Raw genomic sequence first — 21,309 nt, forward strand, 5'->3', positions numbered from 1 at the left:
GGATGTAGGTTGAAAAATGACCAAATATATAAACAGGCAAAGAAAGCGTGCTGAAAAGGTACGCTTTACAGAATTGAAAAGGAGGCAACACATGAGTGTGATATTAGAAACCAGGCAGCTTTGTAAGTTTTATGGCGCAGGTGAGAATCAGGTCAAAGCGGTCAATCAGGTGGACATTCAGATTGAGCAGGGAGAATTTGTCGCAATTGTCGGAAAGTCAGGTTCCGGTAAAAGTACATTACTTCATATGCTTGGAGGGCTTGACACCCCTACAAAAGGCAGTGTTACTTTAGCCGGGAAAGATTTATACAGGATGAAGGAAGATGCCCTTGCTGTTTTCCGCAGAAGAAAAATCGGATTTGTTTTTCAGGCATTTAATCTGGTTTCATCTGTTAATGTCTGGGAAAATATTGTACTGCCACTGGGGCTGGACGGAAGAAAAGTGGATGAAGCGTATGTAAATGATATTATTGCAACTCTGGGGATTGAAAACCGGATTTATAATCTGCCAAATCAGTTATCCGGAGGACAGCAGCAGAGAGTAGCAATTGCAAGAGCACTGGTGAATCGTCCGGAAATTATATTTGCAGATGAGCCGACAGGAAATCTTGATTCCAAGACCAGTGATGAGGTAATCGCCCTGCTTAAGATGACAGCAAAAAAATATGGACAGACAATTGTAATGATTACCCATGATGACGAAATTGCACAGGTCGCTGACCGTATTCTGGTGATTGAGGACGGACAGGTGGTGGATTTCAGATGAAGACAATAAGCAGGATTGCATATAGCAATGACAAAAAGAACAAGACAAGAAGTATACTGATTATGATGGCAATCTGTCTGACTACGATTCTGCTTGTGATTATCAGTACTGTGGGAAATGGAATGATCCGTTTGCAGAAAAGTCAGGCGGCAGGCTCATATGGAAGCAATTATGGTCTGTTTGTCGCAGCAGATGCCTCGCAGTTAAAGGAAGTGGAACGCAGAGCTGAGATATCTGATATCGGCATCATGTGTACGGAGGGCATCCTGAAAGGAAATGAAAATGGCGGCTTTGTCAGTGCGGATGAAACGGTCAGGAAAATGCTTCCCTATAATCAGGAATATGTGTTGAAGGAAGGTACCTATCCGGAAAAGGCGCAGGAAATTGCTGCAGGAAGAGCATTTTTTCGTGCAATGGGGTATGGTGATGTAAAGATCGGAGATACGGTTACACTGGATTACCGCGCAGGGATGCAGTCAGAATATAAGCCGGAAGAATTTGTTGTCAGCGGAATCCTATATGATCGGGATGAGTATACCATCGAGGCATCTTATGTTGCTTTCGGGTCACAGGAGTTTTATGATGAGCACGTCGCAGAGAATGACAGACAGTATAATATTTATTTTACTTTAAATGATTCTGCAAATGTATCTATGAATAATATTGAACCGGTTATAAAGCAGATTGCAGCAGCTTGTGGAATCGAAGAAAAAAACGTTATAGTCAATGATCTCTATTTGCAATGGGTCTTGCAGCCGAGTTATGAAACGATTGCGGTATGCGGGGTTTTGATTCTTGCAATTGTACTTTTCTCTGTTGTGGTCATTTATAATATTTTTCAGGTCGGTATTGCCAACAAGATACAGGAGTATGGAAAAATCAAGGCTCTGGGAGCGACAAAAAAGCAGATGAAACAACTGATCTTCAGAGAGGGCATTTTTTTGACATTTTTTTCAATACCAGTTGGATTGCTTTTTGGCTTTCTGATTGCAAAATGCGGTTTTAACTGGCTGGTAGAACAGGGGAACCTTGTATCAACCGGAACTGGCTCTATGGGAGTTCAAAATCAGCAGGTGCCTCTGTTTTCCCTGCCTGTTATGCTTCTCTGTATTTTCGTATCATTTCTTACCGTTGCTTTGGCACTGCGTAAACCAATGAAAATTGTTTCACGGATTTCACCTATCGAAGCAACACGGTATTTAGAAAATGCAGAAACACACAAAAAAGGAAAACGAAATGGCAGAAAAAATGTCACCGTGTTTTCTATGGCAATGGCAAATATAACGGGTAATCCAAAAAGAACCATTGGTACCATCCTCACACTGGGGCTTTCCTGCGCATTGTTTGTGATTATCTCTAATTATGTAGGAAATATTGACACGGAGCATGAAGCACGTCTTTCCGTTAATCATGGACAATTTGAACTGCAGCTTGACTATTCTGCTGAGTACGATGAAAGATATCCGGAGAATAATCTGGATACGATTCTGACGGATAATCCATTGAATGATTCGCTGATTGAAGAAATCAAAAGCATTCCGGGCGTGACAGATGTCATGACGAGAGAGATTGTCTCTGTAAATCTGAACGGAACAAGATTTCCGGCTGCTATTGTGAGTAAAAATGATTTTGATTTTATGCGCCAGGACGGGGATATTGGCTCTATGGACTATGATCAGGCGGTAAAGAATGGTGAAATTTTCTTTGGTTGGTCGATGTGGATGGAACAAGATGGATATGCTCCGGGTGAATCCATTGCATTTGACTTTGAGAATGGAAGTGGAACCTATACCTATCAGGGAAAGATTGCGGGATCCTTTGTAAGCGCGGACACTTATCTTGTCATTCCGGAAGGTGTATACCGTTCCATGAATCCGAGGGGAACAGCCTATGGATATCTGTGGGTGGACTGTGATAAAAAAGATGTGGCATCTGTGGAACAGAGTCTGAATACTTTGATTTCTAATACTTCGCATATAAAAATGGATACCTATCATGCACAGTTACAATCTGCAGAATTCGCAGCCCGCATGATGAAGCTCGGCTGTTATCTGTTTATGGCGGTTGTGGGACTCATCGGTTTTATGAATATGGCAAACACCATGATCATGAATATTACGACAAAAAAGCAGGAATATGGTGTATTACAGGCTGTGGGTATGACAAATAAACAATTAAATTTATGTCTGCAGTTACAGGGACTGATTTTTACGGTTGGCACCATATGCGTAGCTTTGATCATTGGTCTGCCGCTCGGCTATACACTTTTTTCCTATGCAAAACATAATGGAATATTTGGAATGAATATCTATCATGTTCCAATCATACCAATTCTTATTATGATTCTTTTGGTCGGTCTGTTGCAGATTGTACTTTCCTGCGTTTTAAGCAGTAATCTGAAAAAGGAAACGCTGGTTGAAAGAATAAGGTATCAGGGATAGCCAAGCAAGTAACCAAGCTGTCACTCGGGCAATGAGTGACAGCTTGGTTTGCGAGTATACGTCAAAAGATTCTGTGCCCCTTTGACATTATCATAATTTGTTATGATAAGATATTTGCCACTGTATCCGAACACCAGTCGTATGGAACAGCGGGTGGTTTACTGCAATTTCTGCCGATATTGCTCCAGTGCTCCTTTGACGCCTTTATAGGTGCTTTTTGTCATCCACGGCACTTCTTCGCCGTGGGCTGCCGCTCCCCACCGCCCTCCGTTCTGGAAGGAGCATCCACCCGAACAGGACGAAAGGAGCGCAGCATGAGCCGCGAAAAAAATATTTTTGAGAAATTCCCGAAAAAATGGCCAAAAGGGCCATTTGGAAAACCAGTAAGGGGTGAAAGGGAAACCACGACCTGCCTTCCGGCGCGAAGGGAGGTGAGAAAATGGACCTTGAACACCATTACCGGCACAAGCAGCACGCCTTTGATGCGTTCTGCAAAAGTACCATCCGAAACGAGTCTGCCAATGCTTTCCGTCAAGTTCGCGTTCAGCAGGACCGCTTCGTGTCCCTGCGCAGAGGGTATGACCAGAACGGCAATCCTTGCCTTGCTGTGGACGAGGAGATCCGCCGCCGAATTGAGACGAAGCTGATCGTCGCCATCCTGAGTTTCGACCTGAACTGAACCCAGGCGGGCATTAACCGCGCGCCCCCTTTCCGCGCGGGGGGATTCCCGTCGTAGGTAATAGTATACCGAGTTGATGTTGAGAGCGTGGATTCTCCCTCTTTTACAACTGTTCCATCACCGGAGGACTTTTCTTTCAAAGCGTCGATAAGCCTATCCGGCACACCGTTTCCACACACATTTTTTCCGGTATTTACTATACCGGAAACGTTAAAATTACTAATATCGGATAGATATAATGTGCCGGTGTTAACAAAAGAATCTTCCAAGCCCAAGTTGTAACAGCCACTGATTCTTGCAGTTCCGTTATTTTGGAAGGAACAACCGGAACTGACACCAAATGTTGAATTGGAACCGGTAAATGTAAATTCACTGTTATTTACAAAGCTTGCCAGATAACCAAGTGTAAAGCCATTTGAAATATTAACTGTCCCATTGTTTGTGAAGGTTTCATTCCCATACCAGCACCACATTTCAAATGAAGTATCTGTGTATGTTTCGCCGGAATTGATTGTTTTGCCAGAATAGACAGGTGGACATACGGTTCTACCTCCGCTGCGGTGCAGCCGAGAATTTCGGCAATTTTTTTCGTATAATAAGGGTAGCGACCTGCAAGCTATACAAGGTATGGCTTGACTTTGTTTCCGTATTCCTGCGACACACATACGCTGATCAGAAAACGCATAACCGGAGACAGTTCATCCGCAAGAGTGCCGAGATGGTTCATCATATTGGCAACATCTTTGATATCTTCAAGGGCAATGCTGAACGCACCCTGCTCAATGTGGGAAATTGCTTCTTCGCCACAAGCCAAAACTATTTCTTCCTTCGTGTCAAAATAGTAATAGATACCGCAGGAAAGATATAGATTTTAACACTCAGAAACTTCGCTAAAATCTGCGCTACATATATTTGTCTGTTCCATCTGAAATACGATGTACTCAGATGGTCTATTAAAGTTACATATTTTGACGATTTTATTATATTATCTGGATATAATCTGATAATATGATAAGATAAATTGTGATATAATCATAGCATAAGAAAAATGATTTTATTACTAAAAAAGTTTTTGCGTTGCCAAAGAAACACATTTGTAAAAAAGTATTTAGAAAAAAGATAGAAAGAAAATGGAGGTCTTAAAATGAAGCACAATGAGACTGTCAAACAGTCATTTAAAAAACAGGCTGAAAAATTTGCAACCTATCATATGGCAAAAGCAGAATACACCGATTACCTGGTGAAACAAATCGGGACGAAAGGAACGGAGCATGCACTGGAAGTGGCGGCGGGAACCTGTATTTGTGGCAGAGCACTGGCTCCTTTTGTAAAGGATATGATCTGTCTGGATCTGACGGAAGAAATGCTGGCACAGGGGAAAAAACTTGCCGAAGAAAGCCGGATAAAGAACATCTATTTTCAAACAGGGAATGCAGAAGAACTTCCATATGAATCCGAAACGTTTGATCTGGTGATCACAAGACTTTCTTTTCATCATTTTGATGATCCTCAAAAACCTTTTCAGGAGATGAAACGGGTCATGAAAAAAGGAGGAAAGCTTGTTGTCTGGGATATGGAAGCTGCCGAAGAGACTTTGCGGACAGTTGATGATAAGATTGAAAAAATGCGTGATCCTTCACACACCAGAATCCTAAGCAGGGAAGAATTTGAAAAAATGTTCGAGAAAGATTTCACATTACAATGCGAAGAAACGACTTTGGTACCGGTGAATCTGAAAAGTTGGATGGAACTAACTGATACTCCGGAAGATGTGCAAAAAGAGATAACCGAGTTGATGAAAACTGAATTGTCGGGGGGAAGTAAAACCGGTTTTTCACCATACAAAAAAGAATCACAAATTATGTTTGATCATCGATGGTTATTATTGATTGGTATAAAAAATTAAGGGAGATAAAGGAAATAAAGACAGAGGTTCTAGTTTCTTCTGATGTTCGTTGGAATTGCAGATACGTTTGTTGTTTGTTTTTTCAGCGAAGCAGATGATTCTGTGATTCTGTCAGTTCTGGCATGGATTGGAATCATTGTGTTTGAACGTCCGGTATTGACATTTGACTCGCAGTGTGCTAGTTGGCGGTATTTTCAATATGTTTGGGGACTATTTCTTTGTGTTTACCTGTAATATGGGGATCTTTGGCGCGGGGCTTGCGACTGCCATCGGTTCAGGAATTCCTTTTGTCATAATGCTGACACATTTTATCAGTAAGCCATGTTGGTGGCAGCCAAAAAGCATACTATCAGATCGGAAATCATGTGTTCCGGCAGATTCCACTGGGAATGGGGAGCTATACATTGCTTGCAATCTTGGTGCTTCCGTTGGTTTACAAAACGTTTCGACGGTATGGAAAATAAGGTTTAAAAATACTAAAAAAATTAATTATATTTGACAGAGAAAAAGCACAAGCTTATAATGAAACCAGAAATATCAGAGGAGATTGGACGATGAAGATTACAGATATCAAGTTTGAAAAAGCGACCTTTCGATTTGAAGAACCTTTTAAAATCGCCTTTACTGTTATGGAAGGATATGACACAATGGTTCTGAAAATCGAGACGGATGAAGGAATCTGCGGATATGGGGAAGCGGCCCCGATGGAATTTGTGACCGGGGATAATCTGGATACAGCATTTGTGATCGGAAAGGAATTCCGTAAGATGCTTTTGGGACAAAATCCATTATCGATTGAGCGGATTCATCAAATAATGGACCGTTATGCCTACAATACATCGGTAAAGGCAGCCATTGATATTGCGTGCTATGACATTGCCTCAAAGAAGATGGGAGTACCGCTGTATCAGTACCTGGGTGGTGATGGAAAACAGGTGGAATCGGATGTGACAATCGGAATCGGTACACCAGATCACATGGCTTCTCAAAGTGCAAAATGGGCAGAAAAAGGCTGGAATATTTTAAAGATTAAGTTGGGGGAAAATCCGGAAACGGATCTTTTGCGCATGGAAGAAATCCGAAAGGCTGTCGGAGATCGTGTGAAGTTGCGGATCGATGCAAATCAGGGCTGGGCTGTAAAAGATGCGATCAAAATGGCAAAAGAACTGGAACGTCTGGATGTAGAACTGATTGAACAGCCGGTTGTGGCATGGGATTATGAAGGATTAGTGGAAGTAAAGAAGGCTTCAGGGATCCCGGTTGTGGCTGATGAAAGTTGTCATTTGCCATGTGATGCAGCAAAATTGGCAAATCAGAGAGCAGTAGACGGCATGAATATCAAACTGATGAAATGTGGCGGGATTTTTCATGCGTTGAAGATTAATGCGATCGCAGAGGCAAATAACCTGTTCTGCATGATTGGATGCATGGGGGAAAGCAGAATCGCAAATACGGCTGCCATGCATGTGGCCGCTGCGGTTTCCAATATAAAAAAGGTTGACCTGGATGTGACATTCTTTACAAAAGATGACTGGATTACGGGAGGATTTGAAAATCGAGGGGGCATCTGTACACTGAGTGATACTCCGGGTCTGGGAATCTGTGCAGAAAATTTCTGAGACAGGGGAAGTGACAGTATTGTCTGATGAAGGATGGATACAATATCTCATTTACGGATGAACCGTGCTGACAAAAACAGAAGGTGTCATTGCGGAAATGCAGACGGCGGGCTTGGGGCCCGGATTGTAAATATTGTGGGGAATATTTTCCTTGAGATAAATGCAGTCCCCACTTCGAAGAGAATAAGAATTTTCTCCGGCAATGATCTCGATCTGTCCTTCCATGACATAAATCCATTCTTCGGCATTATGAGAGATTCGTTCTTCATTGCTCCAGGAACCTTTTGAGAGACGGCTGGTAAACAGTAAAAGATCAGAGGGTTTCTGTCCGCCGATGGCAGCAGGGGTTAACAGTTCGTGGACAATTTGGGAATCAGAAAACGTCATTTTCTGTCGTTTCTCAGAACGGACCACGGCGGACTGGGTCTCACGGGTATCCATAAGTGCGAACAGAGGAGTATCCAGAACAGCTGCAATTTTGCGTAAGGTAGAAAGCGACGGATCCACCAGTCCCCGTTCTAACTGGGAAATGTAGCCGGCGGTGGTCTGGGTCTTGTCAGCCAGTTCTTTTAGGGTTAGTCCCTTTGCTTGGCGAAGGGTGCGTATTTTCTGAGGGATCATAAGGGAATCTCCTTTCGCAAATGACCGGTACTACATAAAATACCGGAAGATGTTTCGGTGTATGAAGTAAGTTGGTAAGGTGTGTTTGTATGGATGGTAATGCTGTCTCCGGTATGGAGCACAAATCTCTGATTTTCGAGAAAGAGAGTCAACGAACCGTTGAGTAAGTGGAGGCAGGTCTCTCCGTCATGGATTAGATGAATTCGCTCATCCCCGGGGAAAAGTAAAAATTTAAAAATCTCCATATGAGTTCTGGGATCGGAAGAAGAACTCAAAGGGATAAGGTTTAGATTGCCAAAAAGAAGAGAAGATTGTTCGGAAACTCCGGAGCGAATGATGACAGGTTCTTCATAGACAGCGTCAAAAAAAGTGACGATTGGAACATTCAAAGCGGAAGAAATTTTCCGAAGAACAGAAATAGATGGGTCTACATTGTTTCGTTCTAACTGAGAAATATAGCTTTCACTGACGCCAACACGTACTGCCAGTTCTGCCAGTGATAAATGGTTCTTCTTTCGGGTTTCGCGGATATTGTCACCGATCATAAAGGTACCTCCTGTGGGATCATTCCTAAAGAATATGGTACCCTTTTTGCATAGATAAAGTCAATCATAAATAGAGAAATACAATCGTAAATGGAAATACAACGACAAAGGTGCGTGAATAAGCATACAGGAAGAGTCAATAAAAGAAGTCGAAAAAATAAAGGAGGAAAAAGAGATGGAAAAAGAATTGCTGGTTGATGAGATGAGAAAGCAATGGGGCCTTCCGGGACTCTCTATGGCAATTGTAAAAGATGGAAAAATTGTTTTTACAAAAGGCTATGGAGTACGTGATGAGAAGAAACAGCTGCCAATGACAGAAGATACGGTTTTACCGATTGGCTCAACCACGAAGAGCTTTACATCATTGTTGCTTAGCATGTTGGTGGAAGAAGGAAAACTGGATTGGGATACTCCGGTGAAACAATATATTCCATGGTTAAAGTTATCCGATCCTGAGGTGACAGAGAAGGTAACTGCAAGGGATCTGCTCTGTCACCGGACAGGGCTTCCGAAACATGATGTACATGGAGTATTCTGTACAAAGGAGAACCGTAAAGAGATGGTGGAAGATTTACAGTATCTTCCAATGAGTGCCCCATTCCGCTCGAAGCTGCAATATTCGAATCAGATGGTAATGCTGGCTGGATATCTGGCAGAGGTTCTGACGGGAGAGAGCTGGGAAGACCTGGTGAAGGAAAGAATTTTGAAGCCGCTTGGAATGGAGCATACCTGTATGACAATTTCAGAAATGGAACGATATGAGAATCGGTCTAAGGGCTATCTGTTTAACGGGACGGAGAATCTGGAACTTCCATACCTTTCCCTGAAAGGGATTGGCCCTGCGGGTGCCATTAATTCTACGGCAGAAGATATGGCAACCTACCTCTTGATGCAGCTCGGTCATGGGAAAAAACTGGTATCGCAGGACAGTCTGGAAGAAATGCATAAGGTTCAGATGCACGGAACTCCGTATTTCTGGACGATGGATGAGATTACGGAGGCAAATTATGGACTGGGATGGTTTGTGGATCTGTACCGTGGACATAAAATGGTCAGCCATGGAGGAAATACCCTGGGCTTTTCTTCGCTCATGACACTGATGCCGGAACAGGATTTTGGAATGATTCTGTTAAGTAACGGAAATTCAAATTTTATGATTTATGCATTAACTTATGCGATTTTGGATCGATTGTTGGGAGCAGAGGAACAGGACTGGATGGCAAAAATGCAGGGCCTGATCGGCGGAGTGTTTGCCCAGATGCAACAAGCAATGGAAGAACGTGCGAAGAACCGTATCCTGGATACCACACCAAAATATGAACCGGCGGCATACTGCGGAGTATATACGGCGCCTGGATTCGGTGAATTTACAGTCAGAGAATCCGGCGGGAAACTGGTCGGGGACCTGAATGGATATGACGCAATTCTGACGCACTATCAGAAGGAGGAATTTGATGGCTTATTGACACTGATGGGCGTAAACTTCCCGATGACATTTGAGTCGGATAAAAATGGAAGAGTAAATGGATTTTCAGCGGTGCTGGAACCGACGGTAGCACCGATCTTCTTTCAGAAAATTGCATAAAGGAAAAAGACATCGGCCAAATGAATGGTCGGTGTCTTTTCCTTTTAGGAGTTTTGTTGGAAATATGTTATTGAAGAAAGCTTAAAGATGAATTCGTGTTCCGGTTGTTCCCAGGATTCCATCTTTGGCTTTTTCAAGCAATGTAATTAAGGACTGGCGGCCCGGCTTAGATGACGCAAAATCAACGGCAGCCTGCACTTTCGGCAGCATGGATCCGGGAGCAAAATGTCCCTCTTCGATGTACTGCTTTGCCTGATCGACTGTGATATCGGAAAGCCATTCTTCATTTTCTTTGCCATAGTTAATGGCAGCCTTCTCAACTGCAGTTAGAATGATCAGGAAATCTGCATCCAGTTCCTTTGCAAGGAGTGCACTGGCAAAATCTTTATCGATGACTGCACTGGCGCCTTTTAAGTGGTTGCCCTGGCGGATCACCGGAATTCCACCGCCTCCGCAGGCAATGACCAGATCACCGGAATTAACCATGGTACGGATCGTACCGATCTCGATGATCTCCTGTGGTTTTGGAGATGCAACGACACGGCGATAACCGCGTCCGGCATCTTCTTTCATGACATAATCATATTTTTCTGCCATAAGATCGGCCTGTTCCTTTGTAAGAAAGCGACCGATCGGCTTGGAAGGTGTCTCAAAAGCAGGGTCATTTTCATCGACACGGATCTGTGTGATCATGGTGGCAACAGGAATGTCCGTGATGCCCCTGTTTAAGAGTTCTTCGCGAAGCGCGTTTTGAAGATCATACCCGATATATGCCTGACTCATGGCAACGCAGACAGAAAGCGGGGTATTTGGCTGCTGCGGATCTTCATGGGTCAGGGCGATCATGGCATTGTTTACCATGCCAACCTGAGGCCCGTTTCCGTGAGCAACCACGACTTCGCATCCCTCTTGAATCAAATCTACGATGGCGCGTGAAGTGATTTTCACGGCTTTCATCTGTTCTGGAAGTGTATTGCCCAAGGCGTTACCGCCCAGAGCAATCACAATACGTTTTTTCTTTTCCATTTTGGAAATCCTCCCTGTGACATCTCCTGTCAAATCTTATTTCAAGACTCTAGGAGTACTTCTTTCCTCTAATTTTTTCAAAATATCTGCCGGATCTGCAAATTTTGCAAGGAAGATCATCGCAGCGATAATGTACGGTTTGTAGCTTGCTTCTTTGTAAAGCGGATCTCTGTAACGATCGAAGACGCTTCCGTCTACTTCACCCTCTTCACAGCTTACGCCACTGATATCAGCCGGCAGACAGTGCAGGTAAAGTGCTTTTCCGTCTTTGGTCAGAGACATCATCTCTTCCGTACAAGCCCAGTCTTTGTGCTCTGCGTTCTGAGCCAGCAGTTCTTTTTCCAGAGCATCGATTCCTGCCTGATCGCCTTCTGCATACAGATCGGTACGTTTCTCCATGGCAGCGAACGGAGCCCAGCTCTTCGGATATACGATATCAGCATCCTTGAAGGCTTCTTTCATATCGTTGGTCTTGGTGAAGGATCCACCGGATTTCTTTGCGTTCTCTGTGGCAACTGCTTCTACTTCCGGGAAGACTTCGTACCCTTCCGGATGAGCCAGAACAACGTCCATTCCGAAACGGGTCATCAGACCGATCACGCCCTGCGGAACAGACAGCGGCTTTCCGTAAGACGGAGAGTAAGCCCATGTCATGGCCAGTTTCTTTCCTTTTAAGTTCTCGACACCGCCGAATTCGTGGATGATGTGGAGCATATCAGCCATGGCCTGGGTCGGGTGGTCAATATCGCACTGTAAGTTGACCAGGGTAGGTTTCTGCTCTAAGATTCCGTCCTTGTTGCCCTGTGTGACAGCGTCAACCACTTCGTGCATGTATTTGTTTCCTTTTCCGATATACATATCGTCACGGATACCGATGACATCAGCCATGAAAGAGATCATGTTGGCTGTCTCGCGGACAGTCTCACCGTGAGCAACCTGAGATTTTCCTTCGTCCAGATCCTGAACTTCCAGACCTAAGAGGTTACATGCGGAAGCGAAAGAGAAACGGGTGCGGGTGGAGTTGTCACGGAATAAAGAGATTCCAAGACCGCTCTCGAAGACTTTTGTGGAAATGTTGTTCTCTCTCATGTAGCGGAGTGCATCAGCCAGAGTGAAGACTGCTTCGATCTCATCGTCTGTCTTTTCCCAGGTCAGGAAAAAGTCTCCGTTGTACATCTCTTTAAAGTTCAGTTTGTTCAGTTTGTCAATATATCCCTGTAATTTAGCGTCCATGTTATTCTCCTTTTTATCGTTGATTATGAATTGTTTAAATGATTATGTAAATAATTTAGTTTCTAAAGATGCGTAGCATTACTCGCAGTAGGACATTGGAAGTGCAGCGTATACAGCAGCGCAGGTTACCAGATCCTGTTTCCATGTCATTTCATTCGGAGCGTGTGCCTGTGCTTCTGCACCAGGTCCGAATCCGATACATGGGATTCCGTTTCTACCCATGATAGAAACACCGTTTGTGGAGAAGGTCCATTTGTCAGTCAGCGGACGGGCCTGACGCATTTCAAGAGTATCAGCAGCACCGATTCTCTTTTCTCCATAGAGACCGTGGTAAGCTTTTTCCAGAGCTTTTGTTACCTTGTGATCCTTCGGAATTGCCCAGGTCGGGAAGTAACATTCGATTTCATAAACACATCCGGTATAAGAAGGACGATCATAGTTGTACATGGATACAACAACGTCATCCCCGTATTTCTTTACGCTTGGCAGGTTGCGGATTTCGTCCAGACAGCTTTCCCAGGTTTCGCCGAAGGTCATACGACGGTCCAGAGATACGGCGCAGGAGTCAGCAACTGCACAACGGCTCGGAGAAGTATAGAAGATCTGAGAAGTTGTTACAGTACCGCGTCCGAGGAAACGAGCTTCTTCCCAGTCCGGATTGAATTTCGGATTCAGCATCTTTACAAGACCTTTGATCTCTGTCTCGTCAGCGTCATCATTTTCGTTGAGGGCACGTACATCCTGAAGAATATCAGCCATCTTGTAGATTGCATTGTCTCCACGTTCCGGAGCGGAACCATGACAGGAAACACCTTTCACATCGATACGGATTTCCATACGCCCTCTCTGTCCACGATAGATACCACCGTCCGTTGGCTCAGTAGATACCACGAATTCCGGGTGTACCTTGTCTTCGTTGATAATGTACTGCCAGCAAAGGCCATCACAGTCTTCTTCCTGCACAGAACCAACTACCATGATCTTGTATCCTTCCGGGATCAGGTCGTAATCTTTCATGATCTTAGCACCGTAAACGGCAGATACCACACCACCGCACTGGTCGGATACTCCACGGCCACCGATTTCTGTTTCGGTTTCATATCCGTCATAGGGATCAAATTTCCAGTTATCAATGTTACCGATTCCAACAGTATCGATGTGTCCGTCGAAAGCGATAATTTTGTCTCCGGTTCCCATGTAACCGATTACATTTCCCTGCGGGTCGATGACAACCTCGTCAAAATTAAGCTTCTTCATCTCAGCAGCGATGGTTTCTACGTGAGCTTTCTCATCACAGCTTTCGCCCGGATTCTTAACGATGGCACGTAAGAATGCAGTCATATCTTTTTCGTAACTCTGTGCAACTTCTTTGATTTTGTTCAGATCCATTGTGTATTCTCCTTTTTATTCTTGTTAATATGTAGAAATTTGTAAGTGTCTGGTTTCTATTTTTCGTTTCCGTCCCATACGATGGATTTGTAACGTCCCGGATCGGTATCTCCCTCGGTGGAGAAAAGCAGGACTTTGGAATCTTTACCGAGTCCCAGATGTTCTCTTAACGGTTTGTACTCGTCCATGGTCATGATGCAGGCCAGAGTTCCGAACGGAGCAGCTCCGGATTCTCCGGAAGTTACCTGTGGATCTCCCTTGATCGGAGCAGCCAACATACGCATTCCTTTTGCAGCAACCCAGTCTGGAGATGCAATAAAGGTATCCACATGATTCTTTAAGATATCCCAGGAAATGGTGTTAGGTTCACCGCAAGCAAGACCGGCCATAATGGTTTCCATATCTCCGTCTACGATGCGGATCTTTCCGTCACCGGCAGTTGCGCCTTTGTACAGGCAGGCAGCAGCTTCAGCTTCCACAACCACAACCTTTGGAGGATTTTCAGGATAACGATTTGCAAAATAGCCTTGAACAGCTCCGGCAAGAGAACCGACACCGGCCTGGATAAATACGTGAGTCGGGCGATCGCATCCGGCTTCCTGTAACTGATCGTTGGCTTCCATTGCCATAGTTCCGTATCCCTGCATGATCCATGCCGGAATCTCTTCATAACCGTCCCAGGCAGTATCCTGGACCATTACGCCATGTTCTGTCTTCTCAGCCATAGCATTTGCCATACGGACACATTCGTCATAGTTATATTCTTCAATCGTAGCCTGAGCACCTTCTGCAAGGATATTGTTCAGACGGGTCTGGGTGGTTCCCTTAGGCATCAGGACAACGGCTTTCTGTCCGAGCTTGTTGGCAGCCCATGCAACGCCACGTCCGTGGTTTCCATCGGTAGCGGTGAAGAAAGTAGCCTGTCCGAATTCTTTTTTCAATGCTTCTGAAGTCAGGACATTGTATGGAAGTTCAGAAACATCTTTTCCTGTCTGCTTTGCAATGTAGCGGGCCATTGCGAAAGATCCGCCCAGTACTTTGAAGGCGTTCAGCCCGAATCGATAAGATTCATCCTTTACATATACTTCGCCAAGTCCCAGAAGAGAAGCCATCTGAGTAAGCTTTGCAAGTGGTGTTACGCTATATTGAGGAAAGCTCTCATGAAATGCTCTTGCCTTGCTGACTTCATCCAGTCCCATGACCTTCAGGTTTTCATCAGCGGTTTTCGGCATCTGGTTGACGGTCCATTTGATTGATTCCATTGTGGAAACCTCCTTTGAAATTGTTCGACCTTTGTTGTGTTCCTAAGACCATCATAGCATAAAAAAAATGAGAGTCAATAGATTTTCTAAAAAATTTTTAGGCACAAAAAATATTTTTTTGTTTTCTTGTTGCATTTGTACACTATTGATGATATTCTATAATCAGTTAGCAACCCTGATATGCGAAATGCACAGAAAATAAAAAGATCGGTTCAAAACCTGACTGTGATATGTGCATAATTTATGACGGTGAAAGACAAACTGTTTTGTCGTCTGCAAGAAAGGAGAAGGAGATTATGCTGATTTTAGGAAACGGAAGAGTGATTACAAGAGATCCATCCGCACCTTATATGGAAAGCGGAGCAGTTGCAATGGATGGCAGGACGATTGTAAAGGTCGGAAGCACGGAGGAGCTGAAAAAAGCTTATCCGGATGCAGAATACATCGATGCAAAGAGAAAAGTGATCATGCCTGCATTTATTAATGCGCATGAACATATTTACAGTTCCTTTGCCAGAGGACTGTCAATCAACGGATACAATCCCAATGGCTTTCTGGATATTCTGGATGGTATGTGGTGGACCATTGACCGGAATCTTACATTAGAAGATACATATTTAAGTGCAATGGCTACTTATGTAGAATGTATTAAAAATGGTGTCACAACCATTTTCGATCATCATGCAAGTTTTGGCTCAATTGAGGGTTCTCTTTTTGAGATCGAGAAGGCAGCAAAAGAAACAGGAGTGCGGTCCTGTTTGTGTTATGAGATTTCAGATCGTGACGGCAAGGAGAAGGCAAAGGCTTCTGTGATGGAGAATGCAGAATTTATCCGTCATGCATTAAAAGATGAGTCCGGAATGATCGCCGGTATGATGGGCATGCATGCACAGTTTACGATTTCCGATGAGACGATGGAGCTGGCAGCAGCCAACAAACCGGATGAAGTCGGATATCATATTCATGTGGCAGAAGGAATCGAAGATCTGCACCATTGCCTGAAACATTATGGCAAACGGATTGTAGACCGGTTGATGGATTGGGAGATTTTGGGTGAGAAAACCTTACTTGGTCACTGTATCTATATTAATCCTCACGAAATGGATCTGATCAAAGAGACCGGAACCATGGTGGTTCACAATCCGGAATCCAATATGGGAAATGCCTGTGGATGCCCTCCGACCATGGAGCTGGTACATCGGGGAATTTTGACCGGGCTTGGAACCGACGGTTATACCCATGATATGATGGAATCTTTCAAAGTGGCAAATGTTCTGCATAAGCATCATCTCTGTGATCCGAATGCAGCGTGGGGAGAAGTCCCGCAGATGCTGTTTGAAAACAATGCAAAGATTGCAGAGCGCTATTTTGATCAGAAATTAGGAGTGTTAAAAGAAGGAGCTGCAGCAGATGTGATCGTGGTAAATTATGATCCGCTGACTCCGATGAATGAAAATAATATCAATGGTCACTTGGTATTCGGAGTGACCGGACATGATGTGGTAACAACAATTGCAAATGGAAAAGTGTTGATGAAAGACAGAGAATTGACTGGAATTGATGAGGCTAAAGTCATGGCAGACTGCCGTCAGGCGGCGGCAGCACTGGCAAATCGTATCAACAGCAGATAGGGTTTACAGAAAGAAAACCGTAGAAAGGGAAAAGAACAGATGAAAAAAGCAGGATCATCAAAACCAGGGAACGAGGAACTTTTTAAATGGGATGGGAAACCTACCTTCGGACAGGCATTACCGCTGGCTCTCCAGCATGTACTGGCAGCGGCTGTCGGATGTGTGACACCGGCGATTCTTGTGGCAAATGCAGCCAACAATGCAGCAGGGGGCGGTACGGTGGATATGGGATTATTGATCCAGATGTCATTGGTATTCGCAGGCTTATCCACCTTTCTTCAGTTGTATGGCAACAAATTTCGACTGGGATCAGGCCTTCCGGTGATCATCGGAGTCAGCTTTGCCTATGTGCCGACGATGACGGCCATTGCGACCCAGGCGAAAGACGTGGATACGATTTTCGGAGCCATGATCATAGGTGGGATCATTGCCATTATCGTGGGCTTGTCGATCACACAGATTCGAAAAGTTTTTCCACCATTGGTGATCGGAACTGTAATTTTTGCCATTGGCCTTTCCTTATATAAAACTGCCATTAATTATATGGCCGGAAATTCTGCCAATACCTATGCAGTGGTGGTGGAACAGAGAGGGCAGACAGAGGCATTGGTTTATGGTTCCTGGCAGAACTGGCTGGTTGCACTTGTAACGCTTGGGATCGTAGTAGCCCTGAATCATTATGGGAAGGGAATCCTGAAACTGGCGTCGATCCTGATCGGACTGGTCTGTGGCTACGTTCTGGCGTTGTTCTTCGGAATGGTAGATTTTTCTGCGCTTTCTACTGCGGGATGGTTCCAGATACCAAAGCCGTTCGCATTTGGAATCCGGTTTGATATTTCTGCGATGATTCCGCTTGGAATCCTGTTCCTGGTCAACTCTATTCAGGCGGTGGGAGATTTCTCTGCAACCACCAGTGGAGGGATGGACAGACTGCCGACGGATAGAGAGCTGAACGGTGGGATTATTGGGTATGGAATCGGAAACATTGTAAGTGCATGTTTTGGTTGCCCGCCGACGGCAACTTACAGCCAGAATGTGGGAATCGTAGGATCCACGAAGGTTGTATCAAGAAAAGTGTTTACCATGTCTGCGGTGATCCTGACTGTAGCAGGACTGATTCCGAAATTTTCCGCATTGCTTCGGACGATTCCCCAGTGTGTGTTGGGAGGAGCAGTGGCATCCGTCTTTGCATCGATTGCTATGACCGGAATCAAACTGTTGGTCAGTGAGGGGTTATCCCCGAGAAATACAACGGTAGTAGGACTGTCCATTGCAATCGGAATGGGAGTGTCTTTAAGTCCGGGGTGCTTAAATCAGATGACAGCATCGATCCACCAGGCATTGCATCTTGAAATTGTGTTGGAGGAGCTTCAGGAAATCGTCAATAATACGTTCGCATCTTCTCCGGTGGTGCTTGCAACCATCTTTGCGGTTCTGTTAAACTTGGTATTACCGAAAGACAAACCGGAAACAAACTAGAGGTAGCGTGACGAAAAAAGAAAGAGACCGGAAAATAAGAACAGAAGAAATAAAGCGAAAACATAAAGACAGAGAAAAGAAAGAGTGAGGTAATAAAATGAGTGAAGTTATGAGGCCTATGGCTTTTGAACAGTTAGTAGACTGGATCCTTACCGAAAAGAAGAAATACGGGACGGTGTTCGGAGAGCGTCATCCTTATTATGCAGATGCAAAATACAACCGTATCATTTTCGGAAGAAACTTAGAGACCCCAATCGGACCGGCAGCGGGACCGAACACTCAGTTGACACAGAATATCGTTGCAGCATATTATACCGGCAGCAGATTCTTCGAACTGAAAACGGTTCAGGTGATGGACGGAGATGAACTGGCAGCCTGTATCAACCGTCCCTGTATCAAGGCGGATGATGAATGTTATAACTGTGAGTGGTCTACGGAACTGTTTGTGCCGCAGGCGATGGAAGAATACATCAAAGCATGGTTCCTGCTGAAAGTGATTTCCAAAGAATTTGGTCTGGGAGCAGCAGATGGATTCCAGTTCAATATCAGTGTGGGATACGATCTGGCCGGTATTCAGTCGGAAAAGATCGACAACTTCTTAAATACGATGAAACACGCACAAGATTCAAAGATTTTCAAATCCTGCAAAGCATACCTGTTAGAGCATGTGGATCTGTTTGAAAAGGTTACAAGAGAAGATATCGAGGCAATCTCCGGAGATATCTGTAATTCTGTGACCATTTCCACACTTCACGGATGTCCTCCGCAGGAGATCGAGCGGATCGCCATGTATCTGATTACAGAGAAAGGATTCCATACCTTTATCAAATGTAATCCGACCCTGTTGGGATATGAGTATGCAAGAAAGACCATGGATGACATGGGATATGATTATGTTGCGTTCGGAGATTTCCATTTCAAAGACGATCTGCAGTACAGTGATGCCGTTCCGATGCTGAAACGTCTGATGGCAGTCTGTCAGGAGCGGAATCTGGAGTTTGGGGTAAAGATCACCAATACTTTCCCGGTAGATGTAAAGCAGGGAGAACTTCCGAGTGAAGAAATGTATATGTCTGGAAAATCTCTGTATCCGTTGTCTATTTCTGTGGCTTCTATGCTGGCGAAAGATTTCGACGGAGCCCTTCGCATTTCCTATTCCGGTGGAGCAGATTATCACAATATCAAAGGAATCGTGGACGCAGGAATCTGGCCGGTTACGATGGCAACGACGCTCCTAAAACCGGGCGGATATGACAGAATTTCTCAGATTGCACCGCTGCTTGACGAGGAAAATGTGGTCTTCCGGGGTGTGGATGCTGAGAAGACTGCGAAACTGGTGGAAGACGCCAAAACCAATCGATATCATGTAAAGTCTGTGAAACCGCTTCCATCCAGAAAGATTAACAGAGAAGTACCTCTGATTGACTGCTTTATCGCACCGTGTAAGGAAGGTTGTCCGATCCATCAGGATATCACCACATACCTGCAGTTGGTGGGAGAAGGAAAATATGAGGAAGCCATGGATGTGATTACCGAAAAAAATCCGCTTCCGTTTATTACAGGCACTATCTGCGCACATGCATGCATGGGAAAATGTACCCGTAATTTCTATGAAGATCCGGTACACATCCGTGAGATGAAGAAGGTGGCAGCAGATAATGGATATGATGCACTGATTGCAAAATTATCAGCGCCGGCTGTTACAAAAGAAGGAAAGGCAGCGGTTGTTGGTGGTGGTCCTGCCGGAATGGCAGCCGCTTACTTCTTAAGAAGAGCCGGAATGGCTGTAACTTTGTTTGAGAAGAAGTCTGCATTAGGTGGTGTGGTACGTCATGTGATTCCGGAATTCAGAATTCCGGGAACTTCGATTGATAAAGATGCAGCACTGCTTGAAAAAATAGGGGTAGAGATTCGAACCAATACAGAAATCACATCGGTGGAGGCACTGAAAGGAGAAGGGTATACCAATGTAGTTCTGGCAGTGGGAGCCTATAAACCCGGAAATGTCAGACTGGAAGCAGGAGAAGCGGTCAATGCACTGAAATTCCTGGAAGAATTCAAGGCAAAAGACGGAAATCTGGATCTTGGAAAAGTCGTGGCAGTCATCGGTGGCGGTAACACTGCGATGGATACGGCTCGTGCGGCAAAACGCACCAAAGGAGTGGAAAAGGTTTCTCTGGTTTACAGAAGAACCAAACGCTACATGCCGGCTGATGAAGAAGAACTGGTGATGGCAGTGGAAGACGGTGTAGAGTTCATGGAACTGCTGGCACCGGTCAAAGCAGAAAACGGCAAACTGATCTGCAAGGTCATGGAATTGGGAGAACCGGATGCTTCCGGAAGAAGAGGAGTCAATGAGACAGAGGAAATCCGGGAGATCCCGGCAGATACCGTGATCGCAGCAGTCGGCGAAAAGGTTCCGGAGGAGTTCTATCGGGCAAATGGACTGAACGTCAATGAAAGAGGACGTGCGTTTGCCAATGAAGACACCTGTGAAAGCAGCGTAGCTGGTGTATATGTAGTCGGAGACGGACTGGGCGGACCGGCGACTGTAGTGGAAGGAATTCGTGACGGACTGAAAGCGGCAGAAGCAATCATCGGAGAAAAACTGGTCAGAGATTATGATGCAAAGACAGAGGAAGCGGTCATCTATGAGCGGAAAGGGAACTTAAGTGATATTAGGACAGATGCGGATGAAAGCAAGAGATGTCTGAACTGCGCAGCAATCTGTGAGAATTGCGTAGAAGTATGTCCGAACCGTGCCAATATCTCCATTCGTGTACCGGGACTTGCAAAGCATCAGGTGATCCACGTAGATTATATGTGTAATGAGTGTGGCAACTGTAAGAGTTTCTGTCCATATAGCAGTGCACCGTATTTGGACAAATTTACACTGTTTGCGGACGAAGCAGATATGGAAAACAGCAAGAATCAGGGATTTACCGTCTTAGATAAAGAAAGTGTAACCTGTAAAGTACGCCTTTTAGGTGAAGTGACAACCTGGACGAAGGGAGAAGAAACCAGAATTCCGGAGTCCCTTCAGAAACTGATGGAAACAGTCTGCGCAGAGTATGCATATCTGTTGAGATAGAAAGTATTCCTGAATGGTTAGGAGTTCGAAGAAGCT

General features: G+C 44.7%; 16 protein-coding genes. 9 read left to right on the plus strand and 7 right to left on the minus strand.

Annotated features, from left to right (window positions below; all coding sequences use genetic code 11):
* Window positions 1-91 precede the first annotated feature (91 nt).
* From KGMB01110_RS12300 to KGMB01110_RS12310, 3 genes are all read left to right on the plus strand, one after another.
* Window positions 92-766 (plus strand): ABC transporter ATP-binding protein, encoded by a 675-nt coding sequence (locus tag KGMB01110_RS12300; RefSeq protein ID WP_008368866.1) that lies wholly within the window; start codon window positions 92-94, stop codon window positions 764-766.
* Window positions 763-3,207 (plus strand): ABC transporter permease, encoded by a 2,445-nt coding sequence (locus KGMB01110_RS12305; RefSeq protein WP_119298587.1) that lies wholly within the window; start codon window positions 763-765, stop codon window positions 3,205-3,207. Before KGMB01110_RS12300 ends, KGMB01110_RS12305 begins: the two co-directional genes overlap by 4 nt.
* A 439-nt stretch (window positions 3,208-3,646) precedes the next feature.
* Window positions 3,647-3,886 carry a helix-turn-helix domain-containing protein gene (locus KGMB01110_RS12310; protein WP_119298589.1) on the plus strand — a complete coding sequence of 80 codons (240 nt, stop codon included), beginning with the start codon at window positions 3,647-3,649 and terminating at the stop codon, window positions 3,884-3,886.
* A gap of 616 nt (window positions 3,887-4,502) precedes the next feature.
* Here the strand turns inward: KGMB01110_RS12310 and KGMB01110_RS12315 are convergent.
* Window positions 4,503-4,700 (minus strand): hypothetical protein, encoded by a 198-nt coding sequence (locus KGMB01110_RS12315; protein ID WP_119298591.1) that lies wholly within the window; start codon window positions 4,698-4,700, stop codon window positions 4,503-4,505.
* A 330-nt stretch (window positions 4,701-5,030) separates the two neighbouring features.
* Between KGMB01110_RS12315 and KGMB01110_RS12320 the strand changes: the two genes are divergently transcribed.
* Together KGMB01110_RS12320 and KGMB01110_RS12335 are read left to right on the plus strand one after the other, a co-directional pair.
* Window positions 5,031-5,792: a class I SAM-dependent methyltransferase gene (locus KGMB01110_RS12320; protein WP_117603455.1), complete on the plus strand. Its 762-nt coding sequence runs from the start codon at window positions 5,031-5,033 to the stop codon at window positions 5,790-5,792.
* A 554-nt stretch (window positions 5,793-6,346) separates the two neighbouring features.
* The gene (locus KGMB01110_RS12335; protein ID WP_117603458.1) at window positions 6,347-7,411 is read left to right on the plus strand and encodes a mandelate racemase/muconate lactonizing enzyme family protein; all 1,065 of its coding nucleotides are present in this window, start codon (window positions 6,347-6,349) and stop codon (window positions 7,409-7,411) included.
* A 51-nt stretch (window positions 7,412-7,462) separates the two neighbouring features.
* Here the strand turns inward: KGMB01110_RS12335 and KGMB01110_RS12340 are convergent, their stop codons facing one another.
* Window positions 7,463-8,032 (minus strand): helix-turn-helix domain-containing protein, encoded by a 570-nt coding sequence (locus KGMB01110_RS12340; protein ID WP_117888119.1) that lies wholly within the window; start codon window positions 8,030-8,032, stop codon window positions 7,463-7,465.
* Window positions 8,029-8,577 (minus strand): helix-turn-helix domain-containing protein, encoded by a 549-nt coding sequence (locus tag KGMB01110_RS12345; protein WP_119298593.1) that lies wholly within the window; start codon window positions 8,575-8,577, stop codon window positions 8,029-8,031. The genes KGMB01110_RS12340 and KGMB01110_RS12345 overlap by 4 nt, the downstream gene beginning before the upstream one ends.
* A gap of 175 nt (window positions 8,578-8,752) precedes the next feature.
* Between KGMB01110_RS12345 and KGMB01110_RS12350 the strand changes: the two genes are divergently transcribed.
* Window positions 8,753-10,162: a serine hydrolase gene (locus KGMB01110_RS12350; protein WP_119298595.1), complete on the plus strand. Its 1,410-nt coding sequence runs from the start codon at window positions 8,753-8,755 to the stop codon at window positions 10,160-10,162.
* An 81-nt stretch (window positions 10,163-10,243) separates the two neighbouring features.
* Here KGMB01110_RS12350 and arcC read toward each other — a convergent pair whose 3' ends face one another.
* The 4 genes from arcC to dpaL form a co-directional block, all read right to left on the minus strand.
* Complete coding sequence (gene arcC / locus KGMB01110_RS12355; protein WP_117603464.1) at window positions 10,244-11,188, minus strand: carbamate kinase; 945 nt, start codon at window positions 11,186-11,188, stop codon at window positions 10,244-10,246.
* Window positions 11,189-11,224: 36 nt separating this feature from the next.
* Window positions 11,225-12,421 carry a knotted carbamoyltransferase YgeW gene (ygeW, locus tag KGMB01110_RS12360; RefSeq protein ID WP_119298597.1) on the minus strand — a complete coding sequence of 399 codons (1,197 nt, stop codon included), beginning with the start codon at window positions 12,419-12,421 and terminating at the stop codon, window positions 11,225-11,227.
* Window positions 12,422-12,499: 78 nt separating this feature from the next.
* A complete protein-coding gene (locus KGMB01110_RS12365; protein WP_119298599.1) occupies window positions 12,500-13,810 on the minus strand; it encodes a YgeY family selenium metabolism-linked hydrolase in 1,311 nt (436 codons plus the stop codon).
* 56 nt (window positions 13,811-13,866) lie between these two features.
* A complete protein-coding gene (dpaL, locus tag KGMB01110_RS12370) occupies window positions 13,867-15,072 on the minus strand; it encodes a diaminopropionate ammonia-lyase (protein ID WP_117604322.1) in 1,206 nt (401 codons plus the stop codon).
* Window positions 15,073-15,368: 296 nt separating this feature from the next.
* Here dpaL and ssnA point away from each other — a divergent pair, with 296 nt between their 5' ends.
* The 3 genes from ssnA (at window position 15,369) to ygfK (ending at window position 21,273) form a co-directional block, all read left to right on the plus strand.
* Window positions 15,369-16,703, plus strand: a complete 1,335-nt coding sequence (gene ssnA / locus KGMB01110_RS12375) for a putative aminohydrolase SsnA (RefSeq protein WP_119298601.1) — start codon at window positions 15,369-15,371, stop codon at window positions 16,701-16,703.
* A 39-nt stretch (window positions 16,704-16,742) separates the two neighbouring features.
* A complete protein-coding gene (locus KGMB01110_RS12380) occupies window positions 16,743-18,182 on the plus strand; it encodes a uracil-xanthine permease family protein (RefSeq protein ID WP_119298603.1) in 1,440 nt (479 codons plus the stop codon).
* Window positions 18,183-18,279: 97 nt separating this feature from the next.
* Window positions 18,280-21,273 (plus strand): putative selenate reductase subunit YgfK, encoded by a 2,994-nt coding sequence (gene ygfK, locus KGMB01110_RS12385; protein ID WP_117604325.1) that lies wholly within the window; start codon window positions 18,280-18,282, stop codon window positions 21,271-21,273.
* Window positions 21,274-21,309 lie beyond the last annotated feature (36 nt).

The organism is Mediterraneibacter butyricigenes, from assembly GCF_003574295.1.
Taxonomy (GTDB): Bacteria; Bacillota; Clostridia; order Lachnospirales; family Lachnospiraceae; genus Mediterraneibacter_A; species Mediterraneibacter_A butyricigenes.